Origin of the sequence: Adlercreutzia sp. ZJ473 (genome assembly GCF_013185065.1) — a bacterium.
Classification (GTDB): Bacteria; Actinomycetota; Coriobacteriia; order Coriobacteriales; family Eggerthellaceae; genus CAAEEV01.
The window spans coordinates 68,831-90,031 of record NZ_JAAVTO010000005.1 but is presented as its reverse complement, the minus strand read 5'-3'; the positions used below and the strand labels follow the sequence as shown (position 1 = coordinate 90,031).

Here is a 21,201-nt window from a genome sequence, read left to right as displayed (position 1 = left end):
ACCTCCTTTCATCGGCTGGGCCGCTGCGGGGTCGCTGCGGCCTCCGCACTCAACCGTACGCGTTCGGCTGAGTGTGAGAAAAGATGTCGAAAATGAGCAGGTGTTCGGCTGGCAATGAAAATTAACGGGACGTGCGGGCGTTGCCGCGCTTGTGGAGAAACGGTGGAGCATGAACTTGCCTCTTGCGCAATTCGTCAGAGCGAGTAATATATATCCTTGCCTTTTGAAAGGCACCAGATGATGCGGGGTGGAGCAGTCTGGTAGCTCGCCGGGCTCATAACCCGGAGGTCGTAGGTTCAAATCCTGCCCCCGCGACCAAACTGACCAGCAGGTCGGATAATCTGAAAAGGTTGTCCGACCTGCTTTTTCTTTGTCAAAACACCCATCGTTCAAACATGCCCTGAATCGCCTTGGCACCAAGTTGGCACCAGCCTTGGCACCAAGTTGGCACCAAAGGCATTGTAGACCATTCGGACAAAACCGCGAATACCGGTATTTCTCCACAGTTGGTGTCGCCCTGACGAAAGCATCGTCAACATGGTTTCGCCCTGGCGATAGCAACGCTTCACCGGGGCGGCACCTATGGTTCCGCCATGCCGACAGCAACTCGCCTTGCTGCTCTCGCCCTGCCGAAAGCGTTTAAAAAGAAGAAACAAAACAATGAAGAACAAAAAGCCGACCTGGGATCGCCTGCCTGTTGCAAGGGGGTTGCGCGCCGCTTTCGGCTGCCTCAACCCAGGTTGCGAGTCCCCCAAGCGCGGTTTCGCATCCCTCAAAGCCCCTGGAGCCGCGAGCCAAGCCTGCATAGCATGGCAAGGCAGATGAAGGAGGCAGCATGGGAGACGCCGCAAGGCTCGTAAGCGCAGGCGAGAGCAGGACCATCACCGCGAAGGAGGCGGCGGTTCTGCTCGGCGTGTCGCAGTCGACGATATACCGGATGTTCAACTCGGGCGAGCTTCCGTCGTTCAAGGTCAGGAACGCAAGGCGCACCTCTACGGCGGCATGCGAGGACTACATTCGCAGGCAGCAGGCGCGTGAGGCTACGCTATGCAGAATCCGCCGAGGATAGACGGGGGCAAGCAGGAAGCCATCAGATACCGATCGGGCCGATTCGCGACCATCCCCGCGAGCCTGATCGAGTTCCTCGTGCGCGTGAAGGTGGGCAGGAGCGGGTTCGCCGTCATCGCGTCCCTCTGCCGCTACGTGACGCCGAACGGCACGTTCAAGGCGTTCTCGCGAGAGAAGATGTCGCGCGAGACGACGCTCACGCCCGCCCAGGTGTCGCGGGGCATGGCCGAGCTCAAGGAGAAGCTCGTGATAGAGCCGGTGCCCAGAGCATCGGCCGATGGCCGCTGGAGGCCCGACCGCTCGAACTTCGGGCACGTCGCCACGTACCGCTTCACGGACGAGTGCTGGAGGTTCATCTCGCGGGACCTCCCGTAGCGCGAATGGACAACCTCGCGCAAAATGAAAGAGAATATACTCGTGGAAGAAGTGTAGGCCCCCGACAAGACGCACGCGCAGCAACATGATGGACAGAAAAAGGCTCTTCTCAGGCGAGGCCGATCCTTTTGTGTTGCGCGTGGGATGCGCGACCCGCCGTTTGCTCCGGGCGCAGCTCGCGTGGTCGAGCATGCCACGCCTATCGGACTAGGAGATGGCCTCCGACAACCGAGGCGTTCCCGAGGCGCAGCATGCGCCGCGGAGGCGCATGCTGCCTCATGCCGTCGCCGTCAGCGCGATTTAGGCAAGCGCAATCCCTCTATCGGATTCCCAAAACCCGATTTCGACTTCCCGAATCCGACTTCAACTGCCTGGACGGCCTTGCTAGCCTCGGATGCGAACCTACCGCAAGGGATCTAGGCGTTGGCCATTTCCTCTCGCTTTGAAGGAGCAGCTGCGGCCACATGCGTTGATGCGCCCCAAGGCAGGCGAGGGGAGGATGAGGGGTTGAGGGCGAGATGGCCGGCTCAGGGAAAGGGGCCCTGGAGAAAAAGCAGCGCTCAGGGGCAAATCTTCCGCGGGTACACGAATACGCGGAAGGAATGAGGGATAATAGGGCGGAGGCGAGAGAGAGGCGCGTGACTTGAGCACAGGAGAGCGCATAAGGCGGGCCCGAAAGGTGGCGGGGCTCACCCAGGCCGAGCTCGGCGAGAGGATCGGCAAGGGGAAGAGCCTGATATGGAACTACGAGACGGGCTACAGGACGCCCGACCGCCAGGCACTGCAGGCGATCGCCGACGCCCTCGGCGTGACCGCGCAATCGCTCGAGGACCGGCACCTGGACTCGGTGCAAGACGTGCTCGAGGTGCTCTTCCGGATGGAGGAGGCGGGCTTCGGCATAGAGCCCGTGCGCGTAGGCTCCGCCATGGCCATAGCGGTGGACCCCGACGCGCCCCACGCCCCGAAGCTGGAGATGGCTCTGGAGAGGTGGGCGGAGCAGAGGGACGCCCTGAAGGACGGGCGGGTGTCGGAGCGCGAATACGCCGTATGGCGCGGGTCGTTCGACGTCGACGGCGAGGAATAGGCTGGGTGGTGCGGGCAATGAACCTGGGACACGAGGACGAGCAGAGGGAGTTCAAGAGGTCCACCTCCGAGATGAAGGAGGCGATGGCGTCCATTGCCTCGATCCTGAACAAGCACGGAGAGGGCGAGCTGTACTTCGGCGTGCGAAGGGACGGCGAGGTGTGCGGTCAGGACGTGTCCGAGTCGACGCTCCGCGAGATCAGTCAGGCCGTCGGCAACCACATAGAGCCCTCCATCTACCCGTCGGTGACGCACGAGAGGACCCCCGAGGGGAAGGACTACGTCAAGGTCGCGTTCAGAGGCGATGCCGCTCCCTATTCGTGTGCGGGGAGGTACCGCATCCGCGTCGCGGACGAGGACGTGCTCATGAGCCCCGACGAGCTCCGCTTGCAGTTCAGGGAGGTCGAGAGCAGCGTCAACCCCTGGGATGGGCGCGTCTCCGGCAAGACCGTTTCGGACGTGGATGAGGAGACGCTCCGCAAGTTCGTCGAGCGCGGGCAGGGCAAGGGTCGCATCCCCTTCGGGTACACGAATGCAAAAGACGTCTTGGAGCGCTTGGGGCTGCTCGATGGCGACAACTTGCGCAATGCCGCAGTCGTGCTGTTCTGCCCTTCGATATACACGGGGCTCAAGATGGGCATCTTGGCAACGCATGCCAGAACGGACATCCTCGACCTCAGGCAGGAGGCGGGCGTCTTCTTCGACCTCGTGGACAAGGCGGAGTGGTACATCATCACCAACACGCGCAACAGGGTCGACACCTTCACGAGCGGGCCGAGCCCCGTTTATCCCGAGATCCCGCGCGATGCCCTGCGCGAGGGGCTCATGAACGCGTTCGCCCATCGCGACTGGCAGACCACGGAGGCTGTCGTCATAGACATATACAACGATGCAGTTGAGATATTGAGCCCCGGCTGGTTCATCAAAGGACAGGATCCCGACAAGCACCTTTCTGGCGAGAGCAAGTCCTCCATCACCCGCAATCCGCTTATCTCGAGGACGCTCTACCGCTCAGGCGACATAGAGGCCTACGGCACTGGCATCAAGCGCATCAAGGACCTGTGCGACGAAGCCGGCATCGAGGTCGAGTACGTGCGCACGGTCGACGGCACCAACCTGGTGTTCCACAGGAACGATCCATTCGGGCGCAGCATGGTCGTGGATGCGGTGCCGGATAACCCGACAAGCGTCGGGACAAATGTCGGGATAAACGTCGGGATAAAAGATGTGCGGGCTGCAGAGGCAGGGTTAAGCAGAACCGAGTTCGCTGTTCTAAGCGAAATAATCGCAGACCCGCATGTTACCGCTGCGGAGGCTGCCGCGAAGCTTGGCCTCACGGAAAGGTCCATTGAACGCGCGATAAGGGGATTGAGGGAAAAGAGCCTGATCAAGCGAGAGGGTTCTCGCAAATCCGGCGCCTGGGTCGTGATCGGGGAAGACGAGTAGCCTCGCGGGCGAGAGGAATGATGCCTGCCTGCGCGGCCGCGGCTGCGCATCGGGCGAGGGTAGGGTCTGCGCAGGACAGAGGGCCCGTCCGCTGGGGCAAATCGTCCCAGCGGGTCATGTGAAGCTCGCCACCATCTCGGACGCCTGGAGGTCGTCGGTGCAGATGGGGAGGTACTCCGCGCACTCGAAGAGCATCGGGCATTCCTTGCAGGCCTCGAACAGCCCGTAGCGCGCAAAGCTCTCGTCCGGCTCGCCGAACGCCGCCCAAGCGTCGTAGGCCGCGCTGCCCGCGAGGGCGGGCTTGCAGGCGGGGCGCGGCATGTAGTTGAAGTTGGAGTAGAGGATGCCCCGGTCTTCCACCCACGTGCCGAACGTGCGCACGACGCCCGCCTTCGACATGAGCAGGAAGCGGGAGCCCTGGGTGGATCCCTCGATGATCCGCAGGGCGCGCTCGTCGCCCAGGAGGTCGCCTGACATCGCCTTCAGCGGAACGAGCACCGACTTCGCGAACGCCATGCTGTCGGAGGTCGCGTCGTCGGTGTCGAGGCCCGAGAGCGTCCCGTTGTGCATGAACCCGACCTCGGCGCCGATCTCGGTCATGCGCATCTTCGCGAGGCTGTCCTTCACGGCGAAGGGGTGGCAGCATCCCGGGACGACCGCGCCGTGGGTGGCGATGCGGAAGTGCAGCGCCACGGGGGTAGAGGCCGCGTCGATGCCGGACATGGCCTCGTCCAGCGCCTCGAGGAACGAGGGCCAGGTCATGAAGCCCTTCCGGATGTTGACGCGGTTCCCGTCCGGCCACATGATGCCGGCGCCGTCCGGGTTGTTGTCCCAGCAGGCCCGGAGCGTGTCCGTGCCGGGGAGCTGCTTGCCTTGCGGCTTGTAGACGATTATGCACATGCGAAATCTCCTTCCGGGACGATGAGCTCGCGCTCGATCAGGTAGTCGTGAAGCTCCGCGGTGTCCACGGGGCACGCGTCCATCACCGCGTCGCAGAGGCCGTACCAGCCGTAGCGGTCCATCTGCGAGGGGTTGGAGGCTTTGACGAGGTGGCAGAGCCCCGTGACGAACTGCAGGGTGGCCAGGATCGTCTCGGGCTTGAGCGTGCCTCGGAATAGGCGGAACTCTATGGTCGCGTCGTTGGCGACGTTGACGGCGTGGTAGCGGTCGCGCTTGGCGAAGCTGCTCACGCGCTTGGCCTTCTTGGCCCAGCCGGCGTCTTCCTTGGGGGCGTTGCACTTGGGCGCCCAGCGGTCTATGCAGTGGCGCTTGCGGCGGGAGAAGATGACGATGGGCTCGAAGAGCCGGTCCACCGTCTCGATGAGCTTGAGCTCGGTGAGCTCCTGCGACGTCCGGCTTGCCCCGAAGAACCCGCGGCTGACGTGCACGTGCAGCCCGCAGGTGTTCGTGTCGTGGCTTCGCATGCCCTCGGCGAGCGCCGATGCGCAGATGTCGCGCCACATCTCCTTGCCCGCGTCCGACGTCATGTACTCGGGGCTCATGGGGTGGGTGACGAGCTCGCAGCCGTCGTCCAGGCTGCCGTCGTGCTTGAAGTAGAGCACTTGCGGGCCGTACGCCTCGGATATCCGCTTCGCCGCGGCCTCGGCGTCGCCGCAGTCCATCTCGAGCTCCACGCCGAGGTAGAGCCCCGACGGATCGCCGCCTTCGACGTCGTGGAAGACGGGCTCGGGCTTGAAGCTGTAGGACATGATCGCCCGCCCGGTGTTGTACGCCGAGCACGACCAGCAGTACCGCCCGTCGTTCGTGAGGCGGGTGTCGCTGCTCCTGAAGAGCCTGCCGCAGCAGTCGCAGCGGGAGAAGCTCGGGAGGCACTCGTCGCAGACCAGCCGTCCGTCATGCGCGGTCGTGGGCTCATGGGACTCGGTCTCGTGCCGCTGGCCGCAGAAGCCGCACGTGTAGGTGAGCGACTCGGCGCAGCCTCGGCAGAGGGTGTGCAGCTCAGATGTGGCGATCATCCCCTCGGCGAGATGGTAGCTGCCGCAGCAGTCGCATCGGGCGTACCTCGTCTCGGCGCAGCTCGGGCAGACGTCGGGAACCGGCGAGCTCGCGGGCTCGAAGACCGATTCGCAGTGCCCGCAGAAGCTCAGCAGAGCCTCGCGCTGAGGAGGGTTGGCCCGCCTCGCTCTGGTCCTCGTGGTCGTTCTTGGCATTTGGATCGCCCCTTTCTCTTGCGTGCCTTGCGCGCCCGAAAGGCGCAGGCGGCGCGCGGGCGCGGCAAGGGGGGAAGCGAAACCCGGCAGGGCTGGAGTTCTTCTCGGGCCTTGGGAGCGGGAGCGCGCCGAGAAGAAGTTTTCGCGGCCCTTGCGCGCATGAGCGGACGCCTGCGAGCATGCGGGCTGCTAGGCGCGCCGAAAGGGCGGCCTGCAAAGCCGATGCCCACGAGCCAAGAGCGCGGGCATCCCATCTCAGGGCACTCGAATGACGCTGGAAGCCCCGCATCGCGTCTTCCCTCTGCCCGGCGGCCGTCCGACTCGGAAAAACCACAGTCTGTTCGATTGACGGATGCGGCGAGCGGGAGCATCATTGGGTCATGTAACCGAACAAATGTACCTACATCGAGGAGGTGCGCCCTTGCGCGAGCGCGTCGTGATGCACATCGACATGAACGCCTTCTACGCGTCGGTGGCCCAGCACCTCGACCCGTCGATCAGGAGCAAGCCGGTGGCCGTGGCCGGGGACCCGGAGCGGCGCAGCGGCATCGTCCTGGCGAAGTCGCGGGAGGCCAAGGCGCGCGGCGTGAGGACCGCAGAGGCGATATGGCAGGCCAAGCAGAAGTGCCCGGACCTCGTCGTCGTGCCGCCCGACTACGACGCCTACAAGAGGTACTCGAAGCTGGCTCGCATGATCTGCTACGAGTACACGAACCAGGTTGAGCCGTTCGGGCTGGACGAGTCCTGGATGGACGTGACGGGGTCGCTGCACCTGTTCGGCGGAAGCCCCATGCTCGTGGCAGGAGAGATCTCGGAGCGCGTGAAGGACGAGCTTGGGATCACGGCGTCTGTCGGCGTCTCCTGGAACAAGGTGTTCGCGAAGCTCGGGAGCGACACGGACCCGGGCGACGGCGTCGTCGCCATCACGAAGGGCAACTACCGAGACGTGGCATGGCCCATGAAGGCGTCGGAGATGGTCTACGTGGGGCCTGCGACCGCGAGGAAGCTCCATGACGCCGGGTACGAGACGATAGGCGACCTCGCGCATGCCGGTGACTACTTCCTCGACAAGAGGTTCGGCAAGATAGGGAGGATGCTGCGTTCGTTCGCACGCGGCGAGGACCAGAGCCCCGTCAGGGTCATGGATCCCGCGAGGGCGGATGCGGACTACGCCGTGAAGGGCATCGGGAACGGGCTCACAGCTCCGCGCGACCTCGTGTGCGAGGCGGACGTGAAGGCGCTCGTGTGGCTGCTGTCAGAGTCGGTGTCGCAGAGGCTCAGGGAGTCGCATCTCAGGAGCAGGACCATATCCGCCGGCGTCAGGCGCGCCGCGGACCTCACGGGATACTCAAGGCAGACGACCCTGCGTGCGCCCACCTGCCTGACGTCCGACGTCGCGAACGTCGCCATGGACCTCATGCGGGCGAGCCAGCCGCTCGACGAGGAGCACGCCATACGCGCGATCCACGTGCGCGCCACGAACCTGTCCTCGATGCTGGAGCCGACGCAGCACGACCTCTTCGGGGACGTCGAGAGGGTGAGCAAGCTGGAGAAGCTTGACCTCGCGATCGACGAGCTGCGGCGCAGGTTCGGCAACAAGTGCGTCCATCGCGCCGTCGAGCTCACCGACGAGGTGATGTCCGGGCTCGACGTCAAGCGCGACAACACCGTCCACCCCATAGGGTTCCTGAGGTAGGCGATGGGCGTGGTCCAGGGAATAGACGGAAGGGTGAAGAGGTACGTCTGCGTGACGGCGCGCATAGACGAGGACGGCAGGTGCCGCCCCATGTCGGTGCAGTGGTGGGACGGCCGCACGTACCCCATAGACAAGGTGACATCCGTGTGCCGCCGCTCCTCCAAGCGCGTCGGCGGCGACGGCATGTGCTATACCGTGATGATAGACGGCAAGGAGACGCTCCTCTTCCACGAGGACCCGAGATGGTTCGTGGAGGAGAAGGTGCCGGAAGGGCACGTATGCTGAGTGAGGACGAGGTCATGTGCGGAAGATACGTCATATTCACGTTCGACGAGGTGCTCGAGGTGATAAGGGAGATCGAGGTCGGCGCCCCCTTCAACTTCGAGCCGGACTGGCCCGCGCGCAGGGTCCAGGCTTACCCCAACTCCGCGGCGCCGCTCATCGTCCCTCGGTTCGACACCGCCATCGGCATGGTGGAGCTTCAAAGCGGCAGCCTTTGCGCCCGAGAGATGGGATGGGGCTTCGAGGAGCCGTGGAGGCCGGGCGTCATCTTCAACACGCGCATCGAGAGCGCGATGAGGCCCACCTGGCGCGACTCCATGGAGCACAGGCGATGCGTCATCCCCGTCGCGTCGTTCTACGAGACGCACAGGAGCGAGACCCATGCATCCCCGAAGACGGGGAAGCCGGTCAAGCGCCAGTACGAGTTCAGGGTGCCGGGCAAGGACGTGGTCCTCATAGGCTGCACCTGGAAGGGCGACCGCTTCTCGATGGTCACGACCGAGGCGAATGCCGACATGGCCCCGGTCCACCATCGGATGCCCCTCGTCGTCCGCCAGGAGGAGCTTCCCCTCTGGTTCGGCCCCGACTATCGGCGGCTGGCCGACCGCTCGTCAATCAGGCTGGAAGCGGAGCCTGCCTAGGGGCTGCTGCTGGGACAAATTGTCTCAGCGACTGAGACGAACACGGCGAAGCCCAGCTCGCTTGCGTGCTCGAAGGGGACGTCGAAGGCGAGTTCGACTGCGACGGCGCGTTCCGGCAGGCGGATGCCGCGCTTGCCCATCGCCGCCAGGACCAGGGCCCTGATATCGCAGGCGGCCAGGTCCGTCACGCCGGTTATGCGGAGGCCTGGCGCGCCGGGCGCCATCGTCGCCGTTGCCGATATGCAGCGCGTGAGTCCCCCTTCGGCGATAACGCTTGCGATCGTCACGTTGTCCACGGAAGCCTCCTTCTGGTTGGCGATTACCTCGATTGCGATCGACGGCTCGACATGCAGGGCGAGCGACTCGCTCTCGTTGGCGATGCGGAGCTCGCTTCTGCAACTCATGGTCGCCGTCCTTTCTGCGATGGACTTGGCTGGTGGGGGAGCGCCGCCGGCCCATGGGAGCTGACGACGCAAGGGCGGCTACCTGCGCGGGACGATCCGGCACGTCTCGCCGTGGGGGTAGTTGTTCGGGTTCCAGGAGCAGTCCCCGTCACGGTCGTAGCGCTCGACGTAAGCAGCGCCCGTGCGGTCGTAGCCGTTGACCATGCCAGTGCCGAAGCCCACGACTGGGTGTGCCTTGACGTGGTCACCCACGTCGCGCATCCACACCATGTCCCCCAGCCTCAGCTCCGACACGGGGATCTCCGCTGAATCCAGGTACGCGCCGAGGCGCTCGCCTTCGGGCATGCATGTGTCGAAGGTCTGGAGCATCTCGTCGAAGTCGTATTCGGACTGCTCTCGGGATTCGGGGTACGGGATCATGCTAGAGGTGCTCAGGTCGCTGCTGGGCGGTCGGTAGCCCTTCGGCTCGCAGTACTTGAGGGGCGGCTGGATCGTGTCGCGCCCGCCGTTCCAATGCACGTCCGCGCCGACCTTGCGGTCCCTCGTCGTGATGACGGCTCTATTTCCCATGATTTGCGACTTCCTGATCTTCGGCGAGGCCCCATGCCTTCGCCTTCCGGGCTAGAGGCGCGCCGGGGTCCCGCGCGGGGCGCAGGGGGCCAAAGCGAAAACCCGGAGGGCCTTCGAGTTTTGCCGCCATGGGAACGCCCGGGCGCGGCAAAAGTTTTTCGCGGCCCTTGTGCCGAAGCGGGTTCTCGGCGAGTCTTCCCGCCTGGAGGGGAAGGGGCTTGCGTGGTCGGGAGTCGCATGGGTGGCGGGCTCCCGGCGTCGGGGGGCGTACCTCGTCCTTTGCGTTTGGGCGCGAGCGCGGGGTGTCGATGGGCTCGGGGCTCGGGCTGCCTTGCCGGACGAGCCAGGGTCGAAGACCGCGTCGCCCATCCTCCCGTCCGCCTTTTGCGCCCGCTTTCAGGCGCGGTGGGCGCAGTCGTCGTTTCCCGCATTACGAGCCGTCTGCCGCGTCGCGGCTTCGCGCGAAGCAAAGCGGCCCCTTGCCCGAGACGTCTTCTCTTGGTTCTCCGATCGCGTCATCGGGGACGTCCTGCGCTTCCCTTTTAGCGCCGAGAACGGTGCGCCTCGGTTCCTGCGGGGGCCAGATGGAGGCGGCCGACGCTCTCCTCAGCCATGAGGCGGGTGTCGCCATGTTACGCACGGGAGCATCGGACGAAGCGGCACGGCGAGGACGAGAAGACGGCCAAGGCGCGAGAGCGTGCCCTCGACGAGGACCGCGCCGTCCTAGCGCAGGCTGTACCGCCTGTTCTTGTTCGCTCCCGAGGAGATCACCAATTCTCTCTCGGCGAGTCGGCGCATAACGTCGCGCAGGGTTCGCGATGGGATGCCGAGAGCCTCCGACATCTCCGTTACCGACGCCGTTTCATTTGCGGAGAGGTATTCGCACACCTTTCTGTCATTCCCGGCTAGTCCGCTCAATTTGACTTTGTCGGCGGTTTGTCGGCGGTTATCGGCGGTTATCGGCGAGTTGGCGGCGACAATGCCCTCCGACCGCATGAACCGAACGTGGACGCTGCCGCCGCGCTGGAACACCTCGACGGGGACGTTCTGCTCGTCGCATGCGCTTTTGATGCGCCGGAGGCCGGTCCCGTAGGTCTCGATGTCGCCCGACTTGTAGAGCGTGCTCGCGAGGAGCTGGTTTCTCGGCTTAGACGCGGTGACCTCGCCGGAGAGGTAGTCTTCGGGCGTGAGCCCGGATGGGAAGAGGCCAGGGCTGTATATGTCGATGGAGTCCCAGAAGATGTCCACCTGGACGGCGGCGTCATCCTCGTAGCGGCGGTGGCAGAAGGCGTTGAACAGGGCCTCGCGTATCGCGCTCAGGGGGACCTCGGGCTTCTCCTCGCGGTGAAGGGAGGACCCGTCTATGATGAACGCGCGGCGGATGTTGTTCAGGATGTACAGCTCGGCGGCGTCGACCATGGAGAAGAGCGTGCCGGTCACCTGCTGGTTGTCGAGGATGTTGACTCGCTTGCCGTCTGCGAACACTCCCATGCGCAGCATCACGTCTCGCGACGGGACGAAGCAGGCTGCTGCGGCGTTGGTGAGCGTTCCGTCGTCACAGAGCAGCCCGAGTCGCGACAGGACGTCGCGTGCGTTCGTGTAGTCGAACGGTATGCGGCTGCGCCTGACGCCTCGCTCGACGTACCTGCGCAGGATCTCCTCGTCGACATCGTGGGCGGTCTTGCCCGATGGCCTGCGGTCCCATGGGTTGCTCTTGGCGGCCCGTTCGAGCACCATCTCCTCGAGCATTGCCGCGCTCATGGGAAGATCCTCGTCGGCGCTGCGGATGCGGTAGCGCCCATCGCAGGCATAGGGGCGCTCGTCGCCGGAGAACTCGGCGCGTACGTACGCCTTGCCGTCGTCGGTCGTCAGGCGTTCGACCGTGGGGTAGACTCTGGGCTCGATGCGGTTGGTGAACGCCTGCGACACGTCGCGCAGGGTCTTCTCGGAGACGTCTTGCCCGATTATCTCGCCGTCGGAGGGCCTCACGCCGAAGTAGAGCGTGCCGCGACCGTGCTTGTTGAGGATCGAGGCGGCAGACTCCATGCCCTCTCGGAGCTCCGACGTGCTGCGCTTGTGCTCTACGCGCTCGGTTTCCATGCCGAGGTTCATGGGAGCCTCCTTCCTTGCGGTCGCACTTGCCGCGACAGTTGACAGTTAATTATACGCGCCGGAAGCCCGCACGTGACGGATACGGCTGAGACGGCGCAACGCTGATGGGAGTTTAGACCTCCGTCAACGTTGCGCGCCCTTGGCAGGTTCTAGTTCCCTGGAGGGCGACCATTGTGATGGAGCCTTTGAGTCCAGGGATGGCGGCAAGACAAGATCAGCAGCACATGGAAAGCATTGTTTGCGATGCATGTGCCTACATAACGCCGCGATTATATAGGCATGGATTCCGTCAATGATAGCCCGCTGGGACAAAATGTCCCAGCGGGAGCGACGGTTGGCTCAAGAGGCTCTTCTGAGCACGGCGAGCATCTCCTCCAGCTCCTCGATGGAGAAGGGGATGGCGTTGGCGGACATCTTCGCCGCCTTGCCCGCATCGCTCGTCTCTGCGACATCCGATTGCTGCTCGAGTTCCTTGCGACGCTCTGCCGCAGTCCGCTCGAATACGCTCATCGCATCGTCGAAGGCATCCTCGATCTTCCCCACTGCGCGCGCCTTGGCGTCGGGGTCGACGTCGGCGTAGATGTCGAGGGTCATCGAGGGGCTCGAATGGCCGAGGTAGCTGGCGACGGTGATGATGTCGACGCCTTGCGCTATCAGGTACGTCGCGAAGGTATGGCGAAGGTCATGGAACGTGCAGCTGAACTTGTTCATCTTGCAGAAGGCCGCGAAGTCCTTCCCGAGCTGAGTGGGATTGTAGGGGCGGCTTTCGGACTCCTGCGTTCCGAGGATGAAGCAGTTGGAAAAGGGGACCTTGAGCTTCCCGAGCATCCAGCGCGAGTCCTCGAGCATGCCCTCAAGGAGCCTCTTCGTGTGGGCTGTGAGCGGTATCGTGCGAGCTCGGCCGCTCTTCGGCTCCTTGAGGTAGAAGCCCCCTTCGCCGTTGCCGAATGCGTGCGATACGGTGATGGCCCCCTTGTCTTTATCGAAGTCGTCCCACCTGAGAGCGCAGACCTCGGCGCGCCTCATGCCCGTGGTGAGGGCGATCTCTACGGCGACGGCGAGCGCGTTTGGCTGGGCTTGCCTGGCTAGGTCGAGCATGCGGCTTCTGTCCTCGCGGCAAAGCGCGTTGATCGGGGTTTTCGCTCGCTTCGGGGGCTTGCAGAAGTTGCAGGGGTTTTTCGTGAGAAGGTCTAGCGAGATCGCGTAGTTGAGGGCCTGCTTCAGAAGCCGGAAGCACTTCGCTATGGTCTTCGGGGCGTAGCCATCCGAAGACATCTTGGCCATCCAGGCGTTGATGGTTGGCACGTTGAGGTCAGAGATGAGCTCCGCTCCGATGTATCTGCACATGAGCCTCGTCTCGCCCTTGTAGCCGCGCATGGTGGACGGCTCAACCGTCTTGCTCTGCTCCTTGTAGTCTAGGAAGCTTCTCATGAACTGCTCGACCGTGACATCCACGCCCATCGCAAGGCCGCCGGTCTCCAGGCTCAAGATGAGCTCGTCTCGCTTCTCTTTGGCCTGCCGCTCAGAAGAGGCCTTGATGGTGTGGTACGTGGTTACAGGCTTTCCCGTAAGCGGGTCTGCATGCGTGATTCGAGCCTGCCACGAGCCGTTGCCGCGCTTCCTGAGACCTCTTGACTTGTACTTCATGCGATTTCCTTTCTCCAGTGCCTCGCCAAACTGGTGCCAGGGTTGCGGCTGAAAGAGAACTGTCTTCAAGGGCGCCGTCTATGCGGCACCCTTGAAGATCTTTCCTCGCGGAGCATGCCTCAGTACCGGGTTTTCCACAGCCAAGCCTTGGCGCTAATTTGGCACCATACTTGGCACCAAATTGGCACCAAAGCTGATAAAAAAACTTGAAGAACAAGACGATTCGTGACAAAGCCTGATACAATGAAATGAACCTCAGCCTGGATGTTTGAGGCTGCGTGGAAAGCAGGATAAAGCCTGACAATCGGGTTTGAATCGCTCATAACCCGGAGGTCGTAGGTTCAAATCCTGCCCCCGCGACCAAACGTTATCGCAGGTCAGATGCCTAAAACTCTGACCTGCGTTTCTTTTTTGCGGTGGGTTCTTCAAAACCCTTGGAGCCGAATCGGAGCCGAATGGGTCGAAATAGGGTGACTGAATCTGCCCTCTAGCGAGCACGGATGACCACCGTTGACCAAGGAGCCGAATCGGCGCCGAAGCGAATTTAAGACGAAACGGGCAAAGATTTACTCGGCCCTTCAGGTCCTAGTGGGTCCTAGTAAGGTTCGATTAAAATGAATTGCAGCTGGTCTGGCTGCAAAGCCCAGGACCACCGAAGGCAGGGGAAGTCCCCTGCCGCTTTTTTTGCACGAAAAGGGGGGCCGTCACGTCGAGCCCCCTCAGGTGTCGCCCGAAGGCTTCCACCGCGATTACCGACTTAGCCTTGTCCCGCGCTTCGATCAGATGCTTCCGCAACATCCGTGATACGGTCCGCGGGCGCGAAAACACCCCGACTGGGCTAGGGGAAAGGTCGGGGTGTTTTGCGTAAGGAAGGAAAGGCTTGAATGGGCGGCGCGTCTCGCGCTATGCGCCCAGCGCTCCGAAGCCCTGGGGTTAGCGAATGCTGATATCGCCCTCGCTGGTGGTGAGGTCACAGGAAGCGCTGAAGAAGAAGCCCCACTGAGTGAACGAGAAGCGATCGATGAACGAGGAGGATACCTGGTCGCAGCCAAGGAACTCACGGTTGAAATCGCGCTTGTAGATGAGCTTCATCTTGCCGGTGGGCCCCATTCCAAAGCTCGCTCCGCGGAAGGTGATGTCGTAGTCTTTGATGACGGTGTCACCGCTCGTCTTCTGGATGTCGATGGTGCCCCACCACTCGATACGAGCCTCACCTGAATCGCGGCAGCCCAGATCACCCTGAACGAGCAGTTCAAGACCCTTGTCAGCACGGCTGAACTTGTAGGAGCCGCTGCCGAGCAGCGCATCATAGGCGGACACGGAGGTCTCTTCTACGCCGATCGCAGGCAGGTACGCCTTCACGATCTGGTAATCCTCGTCCGAGAGGACATCGCCCGTGTCGTACTTGTCCACGATGGCATTGAGCGTATCGAGCACCTCGTTGATGTCATCGGGTACCGCAACGGTTGACGGGGTGCCGTCATCTCCGAAGGTGCCGATAGCTGCAACTGTGTTTACCATAGTCATCCTTTCTAAAGCCTACGGGCGATAATTATAGTCACTTGAGGATTATACTTTACTAAGTATAGTAGACGGCATCATACGGTCGGCGAATGGAAAACGGAACTGCCTGCATGCCGAAGGGACGGTTCCCTAGTTGCCCTGCATTTCTGCGGACTGCTTCAATCGTGCGCTGAGGGTCTGCGCCTCCTAGGGAGTCCAGGAAATCGTCCGGTCCCCCAGATGGTATTTTCTTACGAAAAGACAAAGGTCTCGGTTTTGAGATAGTTGATTGTACGGTGTCCAAACCTTATGACGTCTTCTGGAAAGCCAGAAATGTTGGCGAAATAGCTCATATTAAAACCAGATAAGAGGCCAAATCAAAAGTTATTCCAACAAGTCCAAGCATCATGAAAACACTTGCTTCTCAGGACCTCATTTTGCGGAATGCTATATCGTGAAAGGTGGAGAATGTGTCGTCAGGGACAGAATTGATGTTCCAGTCAAGACGGATTAGACGTTCATTACGGATCCCTGCAAAACGGCGTCTTCGGCTAATATGAGCCTGTTTTGCCTTTGGGATTGATAATAAATACAGTATATCGGTGGCTGAATAAGCTACCTCCAAGCGCCGGGGGCAGTCCCCTGGCATTCTTCTATTTCGAGAAAACGAAATAATTTGAGAAGTTCGAAATAGGATTATTCATGGCATTGCAAATTACTATCAGAAACCCCAATTACTTATTGGGGTTTTAAAGTATAATTTGCAATGTGAAGTTCACTGAGTACATATCGACCCATCATGTTTTCAAGACGAGCGAGCTCCTGGCATCGTGCGACTCGCCTTCGTCTGCGGAAGAGCAGCTGCGCATTGCCGTCAAGACGGGAAAGGCCGAACGAATCAGACAAGGCCTTTACGCCTCGATGGCTGGACGATATGAGGGCACTCTGCCTGATTCGCTGGAGGTCATCACCGGCATCGATCCTGAAGCCGCTGTTTGCTATCACGCTGCCCTTGATGTTTTGGGCGTTGCGCATGACGTGTCCTTCCAGCGCGAGTTTCGTACAGGCAAGTTGAAGACGGCCTTTGAGTATCGGGGGATTCGCTATGTGCCTTACCCGCCAGAAGCTAACATGCGCACGCGCAAAGTAAGAACCGATGCCGTCGGACGCATCAACGTGACCACGAAGGAGCAAACGCTGTGCGACTGTCTTGCGAGACCTGATCGCGCCGGAGGCATTGAGGAATCGATTCGCGCGGTAAGCTCCTTTGCCTATATCGACTGCGACGTCGTGCTTGAGATGGCAAGATCTCTGGATAAGACTGACGTTTCGCGTATCGGATGGGTTTTGTCCCAGAAGGCATCCGATTGGCGCGTCCCTGAGAAGGTGCTCGATGAGCTAAGGTCGCTTCTCGGAAAAGGACCTTACAGGTTTGGCAGGATAAAAGCGGGAAGTGAGGGATGGTCGCCTGAGTGGAGACTTATCTTTCCTGAGCCGATAGAAGAGGTGGAATCGTGGATAACGAGAAGATGATGGCTTTTCTGCCTGAGACGACTGATAAGGTCGAGAGGCTGCTCGATGTCTTGGAAGAGATGACGGAGCATCCTTTGCTCAAGGGACGGTTCGCAGTGTATGGCGGGACCGCCATCAATCTCTTCATGCTCGATATCCCGAGGCTTTCTGTCGATATAGATGCGACCTATATCGGAAGCTCCGAGAGGGATTCTATGTTGGCGATCAAGCCAGAGATAGAACAGGCGATTGATGACGTGGCTCATGCCCTTGGCTATTCGATTGATTCGGGGAGAGCAGAACATGCTGGGCGTTCCTTCTTTCTTGGCTATAGAGGTTCGCATGGCCCAGACAACCTGAAGATCGATTTCACGTATCTCAATCGAGTGCCGCTTTTCCCTGTCGAGGAACGCAGCACGCCTTTGCGAGATGATCTTAAGGTTCCGCTATTGTCGGATTACGAGCTCGTTGGTGGGAAGGCAAAGGCGTTCTTCAGCAGAGTAAAGGTTCGAGACCTCTATGACATATCGAACTTGGTGAAACTTTTGGGTGATATCGGCGCGACAGATCAGCGAAATTTGTTCCATAAGACGATCCTTTATGATACCACCCTCTCAGCAGCCTTCCCATTCGGTTTCGAGGGACGCGAGCGGCGCTTTGCAAATCTTGACAAGGAGCTTGAGGTCGAGCTTTATCCCATGCTCAATAGTGAAGGAAACTTATCAAAGTAAACGCAACGCCCGTTTGAGGTGCGATGAGTATGAAAAATTTCGCAAAGCAGCAGTTTTGACGGCTTTGCTCTTTGGCACGCTCCTCCTTGCATGCTTCGTTGACATTATCCTTGATCGCGAATAAAATAATTAATACGAGGATCCTATCTAGGAGAGGATCCCGAGACACATCAGAATTCCGTCTAGATTGAAACGCCCCTTACGGTATCACGCGAATGCTCGATCTTAGCGTTCGCGATGCTGGGTTTTGGTCGACAAGATGACGCATGAATGCGAGAAAGAGGCAAGATGAGAGATCATACGGGCCATATCGAATTGTCGCGCGAAGACGCGGTCGACCAGATTCTGCGCGTGATCGAGGTCGATGGAGGCCAAAAGAAACCGAGCATCGATCGAGTGCCGCTCAACGAGGCGTACGGTCGCGTTCTAGCCGAGGACATATACGCAAAAACCGACATTCCCAACGTGCGTTCGTGTGCGATGGACTCCATTGCGGTTCGCTGGGATCATTTCCAAGGGCTCGCCGAGGGCGAGCTTCCCGACACGAGCGGCTGGGTAAGAGGCGTTGACTGGGAGTTTGCGAACACCGGTGTCGCGATGCCAACCGATTTCGACACCGCGATTGTCATCGAACATGTGATCGTCTCCGATGACGAGCAGCACGTCGAGATCGCCGCTGCGCCTTCTGAGAGATTCGCTGGTACGCGCGAAGCCGGATCGACCTTCAGGCGAGGAGACTTGATCGTAGAAAAAGGATGCGTCATCGCGCCGGACATCGCTGCGCAGATCGCATCAGCTGGATACGCATCGATTGAAGTGGCGGCCAAACCGCGCGTCGCCTTCATTGCCACGGGCAACGAGCTTGTCTCTCCGAACATCCCCTTCGCCTCTGACGCGCCTGAGAAGTTCGCCGGCATCGGTAAGGTGTATGAGTCCAATAGCGCTGTAGTTCAAGGCAAGGTCGAGGCTTGGGGCGGGATATTCATTCCCTTCGATATCGTGCCCGACGAGCGCGAAGCGATTCGGGCAGCGGTCGTGAAGGCTTGCTCGGTTGCAGACATCGTCGTATTGAACGCAGGATCATCGAAAGGATCGGACGATTGGTCCGTCGAGGTCCTTGAGGGCATGGGAACGATCATCTGCCATGAGACGAAGCATGGACCGGGCCATCATAGCTCCTACGCGTTCGTTGAGAACACGCCGATCGTCGGCATATCGGGTCCGAGTGGTGGAGCTTCGTTCACCTTGAACTTCTATTTACTTCCGATCATGAAGAGCCTTCTTGGTCTTGATCCGACCCCGAGGCTCATTCCGGCCGTTCTCTTCGAGGAGTTTCCCGCACGTGCTGTGAAAAAGCCCGACCAAACCGGAAAGCCATCTGGAGAGGCGCGACCGAGCGTCGTTTTGCCGGACGATGAGTTCTACGCGATCAGATTCGTGACCTTGGAGGCTGGCGAACAGGGCAATCTGGTGGCGACTCCCGTGAAAGGACATCCCGGATCAGCGCAAATGCAAAAAGCAAATGCATACTACATGATGCCCATGAATGAATCGAAAGCACCGAGGAAAGGGGACGTCATCAAAGTAGAGCTTCGCAACGCCTCACTTTAGGAGTTCGAACATCCGCTGCAATCGCCTCGGAGAGCGTTCTGCTTGTCAGGTTGGCATCGGCGACGGACCTCTTCTGCTCAGCGCTCAGATGCGCAGAGCGCTTTCTTGGCGGCCTCTGAGCATCCGCCCGCCAGCGCCAAAGCCCTCGGTGTAGGACCCATCGTGCCCTTCAATCACCTTTAGGGCTTTGGCGCTGAGCTCCAAGCTGAACATCCTGATCTCCCTTCGCACGTTGCCGTGTCCGGGAAATCGTCCGGGGCCTCGTCCTAGGCCGCAGTCGCAAGACTGTCTGGTAGTCTCCTGCAGAGAAAAGGGCCCATGATGGCTGGGCGCCACGTTGCCTACCAGCGGGGTTGTCGTATGCGCACGTCCCAATATGTCGTCGCGTAGGTCACCTCGAGCTCTTCCTCGATCAATCCATCTTGGTCGGCGAGCTCGCGCAGCATGTTCAATATCGAGTCGACGACGAGCTCATCGCCGCGTTTCCCGCACCAAAAGGCAAGCGTCTGAGCCTCTTGAAGATTCGGGGCGATAAAGGTCGTGCAAGAATGCGTATGGAAGAATGTGTTGGGGCAATAACCCATATCGAAAAGAGCACACCAGGTCTGCCTGTACTGCGAGCCGTCCCAATGAGGATGGTCTGGATCGAGTCCGAGCATTTCACGGGCGGCTCTTTCCAAGGAAGTGCGATAGAGCACGAAAGAGGTGTTGACGCACCACGCTCGGCTCAACTCGATGAAGTTCTCCAGCCCTCTTCGACCGCTTAAAGCCGGCGTAATGGACGCATAGGCCAGATCGAATGCTTTCGACCAACCAAGGTCCTCCATAGTCGATTCCCTGAAATCGCAAGGCATGTAGCCGATGTTCCTTATGCCGGCCTCGTTGCAGTACTCCCTACCCACCTCAAGCATTCGAGGTGAGATGTCGGTGGCTGTTACGTTTCTCGATCTACGAGCCAGTGCGGCCGAGATGACGCAAGGACCGCTTCCCACATCTATGACGTCCATATCCGAGCGAAGAATGCCGTTGCGAGCAAGGAAGTCCGTCTCGATGCGAGCGCGCTCCTCGGTATTCTTCCGATAGGCTAGATCCCCGTCGAGCTCTTGCTTCCAAACATCGGCATACCCGTCCCATGTCTCAGCCGTATGCACACGCTTGAACTCGGTATCGGGCTCTTCTCTCATTTTTTCTACCTCACCCTCTTTTGAAGTCTAACCTTTATCTCGAGCCGACAGGAGGATTCATGATGGTCTCGTAATCCTCGTCGGTCACTGTGTAACCATAGAAGGTCTTGTAGAATTCATCGACGTAAGAACGCGTGTCGAGGTCGGTCACGTAGTCCGGAGAGATGATGAGAGGCGCCCACGTCAGCTCCAACGGCATCTCGAAATGGCTCTTGAACCAAACGCTTCCGCCCATGGGGTTGACGTACACCTTTCCGTTCTTCACCGCAGAGAGCTCGGCGAATGCGGGATTGTTGAGAATCGCATCGCGTCCGGCAGTGGTGACGCAAATGATGATGTCAGGATTGCCCTCAATGATCTGCTCGGCGGTCAGAGAAACCTCTCCGCCCTCGACTCCCAGCACGTCGCAAAGATACTTGCCTCCGCAAAGCGTCACCCAGCTATTGATAGCGCCGCCTTTTCCATGAGAAGAGAGTCCGTCGTCCTCGGTGCATACGTATACGACTGGTTTCGCGGACTCGGGGATGTCCTTCGTCTGAGAGCTCACCTTGCTCTCGAGCTTCTGATAGAACTCCTTGTAGGCCTTAGCGTTTTCAGCAGCCTTATCGGTGCCGATCGCGTCTGCGACCATCTGGACAGAGGCGACCAGCTCATCGAAATTGGACGTTTTGTAAAGAAGCAGCGGGATGTCCGTGCCTTCCAATACCTCCATCTGAGACGGCGAGGCGAGAACGGCGAAATCGGGATCGCAGCCCAGGACGACCTCCTTATTAAGGTCATTGGGCCTGATCAGCGTGATCGCATCCATATATTTTCCGAACATTGCCTTATTCATGTCGGTGTTGAGTATATAGCCCCCCGTGAGCAGATCGGCCGCACCGAGGCCAAGGACCGTTTGGGTCGCAGCGGGAAACGGGACGACGACGCTATCGATCACATTAGGCAGCACGATGCTGTTGCCGGAAAGATCTGTGATGGTCCTCTCGCTGCTCGCAGTTGCCTCGCTCGATGCGTTGCTGGTCGTTTGCGTCTCGCTCGATGCGCCCTGGCTGCATCCAGCCAATCCCACAGCAGCCACGAGCATTGCCGCCATCATCGAAGCTAACAGCTTTCCTTTCATTGGTTCTCCTTTCGTGTTCGTTCTCTATACAGAAAAGCGAGAGGG

The 21,201-nt window shown here is 60.5% G+C and carries 21 protein-coding genes and 1 tRNA gene; 13 read left to right on the top strand and 9 right to left on the bottom strand.

Features of this window, described 5'->3' with window-relative positions; translation table 11 throughout:
- The first annotated feature begins 241 nt into the window (after positions 1-241).
- From HRL41_RS01930 to HRL41_RS01910, 5 genes are all read left to right on the top strand, one after another.
- A tRNA-Met gene (locus HRL41_RS01930) sits at positions 242-318 on the top strand.
- A 517-nt stretch (positions 319-835) separates the two neighbouring features.
- Positions 836-1,069: a helix-turn-helix domain-containing protein gene (locus HRL41_RS01925; protein WP_172135280.1), complete on the top strand. Its 234-nt coding sequence runs from the start codon at positions 836-838 to the stop codon at positions 1,067-1,069.
- Complete coding sequence (locus HRL41_RS01920) at positions 1,048-1,443, top strand: hypothetical protein (protein WP_172135279.1); 396 nt, start codon at positions 1,048-1,050, stop codon at positions 1,441-1,443. The genes HRL41_RS01925 and HRL41_RS01920 overlap by 22 nt, the downstream gene beginning before the upstream one ends.
- A 643-nt stretch (positions 1,444-2,086) precedes the next feature.
- Positions 2,087-2,527, top strand: a complete 441-nt coding sequence (locus tag HRL41_RS01915) for a helix-turn-helix domain-containing protein (protein WP_172135278.1) — start codon at positions 2,087-2,089, stop codon at positions 2,525-2,527.
- Positions 2,528-2,544: 17 nt separating this feature from the next.
- Positions 2,545-3,972, top strand: a complete 1,428-nt coding sequence (locus HRL41_RS01910) for an ATP-binding protein (RefSeq protein ID WP_172135277.1) — start codon at positions 2,545-2,547, stop codon at positions 3,970-3,972.
- Positions 3,973-4,086: 114 nt separating this feature from the next.
- Here HRL41_RS01910 and HRL41_RS01905 read toward each other — a convergent pair whose 3' ends face one another.
- Both HRL41_RS01905 and HRL41_RS01900 read right to left on the bottom strand, forming a co-directional pair.
- Positions 4,087-4,872, bottom strand: coding sequence for a hypothetical protein (locus HRL41_RS01905; protein ID WP_172135276.1), 786 nt, complete (start codon positions 4,870-4,872; stop codon positions 4,087-4,089).
- Positions 4,863-6,143, bottom strand: a complete 1,281-nt coding sequence (locus HRL41_RS01900) for an amidoligase family protein (protein WP_172135275.1) — start codon at positions 6,141-6,143, stop codon at positions 4,863-4,865. The genes HRL41_RS01905 and HRL41_RS01900 overlap by 10 nt, the downstream gene beginning before the upstream one ends.
- A 421-nt stretch (positions 6,144-6,564) precedes the next feature.
- On the opposite strand from HRL41_RS01900, the gene HRL41_RS01895 reads away from it, so the two are divergent.
- From HRL41_RS01895 to HRL41_RS01885, 3 genes are read left to right on the top strand one after another with little or no spacing between them, the layout of a single operon-like run.
- Entirely contained in the window at positions 6,565-7,839 is a 1,275-nt protein-coding gene (locus HRL41_RS01895) for a DNA polymerase IV (protein ID WP_172135274.1), read from the top strand.
- 33 nt (positions 7,840-7,872) lie between these two features.
- Positions 7,873-8,124: a hypothetical protein gene (locus tag HRL41_RS01890; RefSeq protein ID WP_371808777.1), complete on the top strand. Its 252-nt coding sequence runs from the start codon at positions 7,873-7,875 to the stop codon at positions 8,122-8,124.
- A 14-nt stretch (positions 8,125-8,138) separates the two neighbouring features.
- Entirely contained in the window at positions 8,139-8,762 is a 624-nt protein-coding gene (locus HRL41_RS01885) for an SOS response-associated peptidase family protein (RefSeq protein WP_172135272.1), read from the top strand.
- Here HRL41_RS01885 and HRL41_RS01880 read toward each other — a convergent pair.
- The 5 genes from HRL41_RS01880 to HRL41_RS01860 form a co-directional block, all read right to left on the bottom strand.
- The gene (locus HRL41_RS01880; protein WP_172135271.1) at positions 8,759-9,166 is read right to left on the bottom strand and encodes a hypothetical protein; all 408 of its coding nucleotides are present in this window, start codon (positions 9,164-9,166) and stop codon (positions 8,759-8,761) included. The two genes, HRL41_RS01885 and HRL41_RS01880, sit on opposite strands and share 4 nt — an antisense overlap.
- Positions 9,167-9,244: 78 nt before the next feature.
- On the bottom strand, positions 9,245-9,736 hold the full coding sequence (locus HRL41_RS01875; protein ID WP_172135270.1) for a hypothetical protein: 492 nt from the start codon (positions 9,734-9,736) through the stop codon (positions 9,245-9,247).
- 723 nt (positions 9,737-10,459) lie between these two features.
- Complete coding sequence (locus HRL41_RS01870; protein WP_172135269.1) at positions 10,460-11,848, bottom strand: ATP-binding protein; 1,389 nt, start codon at positions 11,846-11,848, stop codon at positions 10,460-10,462.
- Between the two features lie 339 nt (positions 11,849-12,187).
- On the bottom strand, positions 12,188-13,495 hold the full coding sequence (locus tag HRL41_RS01865; protein ID WP_172135268.1) for a site-specific integrase: 1,308 nt from the start codon (positions 13,493-13,495) through the stop codon (positions 12,188-12,190).
- Between the two features lie 933 nt (positions 13,496-14,428).
- Positions 14,429-15,016: a hypothetical protein gene (locus HRL41_RS01860; protein WP_172135267.1), complete on the bottom strand. Its 588-nt coding sequence runs from the start codon at positions 15,014-15,016 to the stop codon at positions 14,429-14,431.
- Between the two features lie 227 nt (positions 15,017-15,243).
- On the opposite strand from HRL41_RS01860, the gene HRL41_RS12390 reads away from it, so the two are divergent.
- The 5 genes from HRL41_RS12390 to HRL41_RS01835 all read left to right on the top strand — a co-directional run bounded on the left by HRL41_RS12390 (position 15,244) and on the right by HRL41_RS01835 (position 18,852).
- A complete protein-coding gene (locus tag HRL41_RS12390; RefSeq protein WP_172135286.1) occupies positions 15,244-15,366 on the top strand; it encodes a hypothetical protein in 123 nt (40 codons plus the stop codon).
- Positions 15,363-15,512, top strand: coding sequence for a hypothetical protein (locus HRL41_RS12385; RefSeq protein ID WP_172135285.1), 150 nt, complete (start codon positions 15,363-15,365; stop codon positions 15,510-15,512). The genes HRL41_RS12390 and HRL41_RS12385 overlap by 4 nt, the downstream gene beginning before the upstream one ends.
- A gap of 254 nt (positions 15,513-15,766) precedes the next feature.
- Positions 15,767-16,531 (top strand): hypothetical protein, encoded by a 765-nt coding sequence (locus HRL41_RS01845; protein ID WP_172135266.1) that lies wholly within the window; start codon positions 15,767-15,769, stop codon positions 16,529-16,531.
- On the top strand, positions 16,513-17,241 hold the full coding sequence (locus HRL41_RS01840) for a nucleotidyl transferase AbiEii/AbiGii toxin family protein (protein ID WP_172135265.1): 729 nt from the start codon (positions 16,513-16,515) through the stop codon (positions 17,239-17,241). Before HRL41_RS01845 ends, HRL41_RS01840 begins: the two co-directional genes overlap by 19 nt.
- A gap of 288 nt (positions 17,242-17,529) precedes the next feature.
- On the top strand, positions 17,530-18,852 hold the full coding sequence (locus tag HRL41_RS01835) for a molybdopterin molybdotransferase MoeA (protein ID WP_172135264.1): 1,323 nt from the start codon (positions 17,530-17,532) through the stop codon (positions 18,850-18,852).
- A gap of 341 nt (positions 18,853-19,193) precedes the next feature.
- On the opposite strand, the gene HRL41_RS01830 is transcribed toward HRL41_RS01835, so the two are convergent.
- Entirely contained in the window at positions 19,194-20,036 is an 843-nt protein-coding gene (locus HRL41_RS01830) for a class I SAM-dependent methyltransferase (protein ID WP_172135263.1), read from the bottom strand.
- A gap of 34 nt (positions 20,037-20,070) precedes the next feature.
- A complete protein-coding gene (locus HRL41_RS01825; RefSeq protein WP_172135262.1) occupies positions 20,071-21,156 on the bottom strand; it encodes an ABC transporter substrate-binding protein in 1,086 nt (361 codons plus the stop codon).
- Positions 21,157-21,201: the final 45 nt, after the last annotated feature.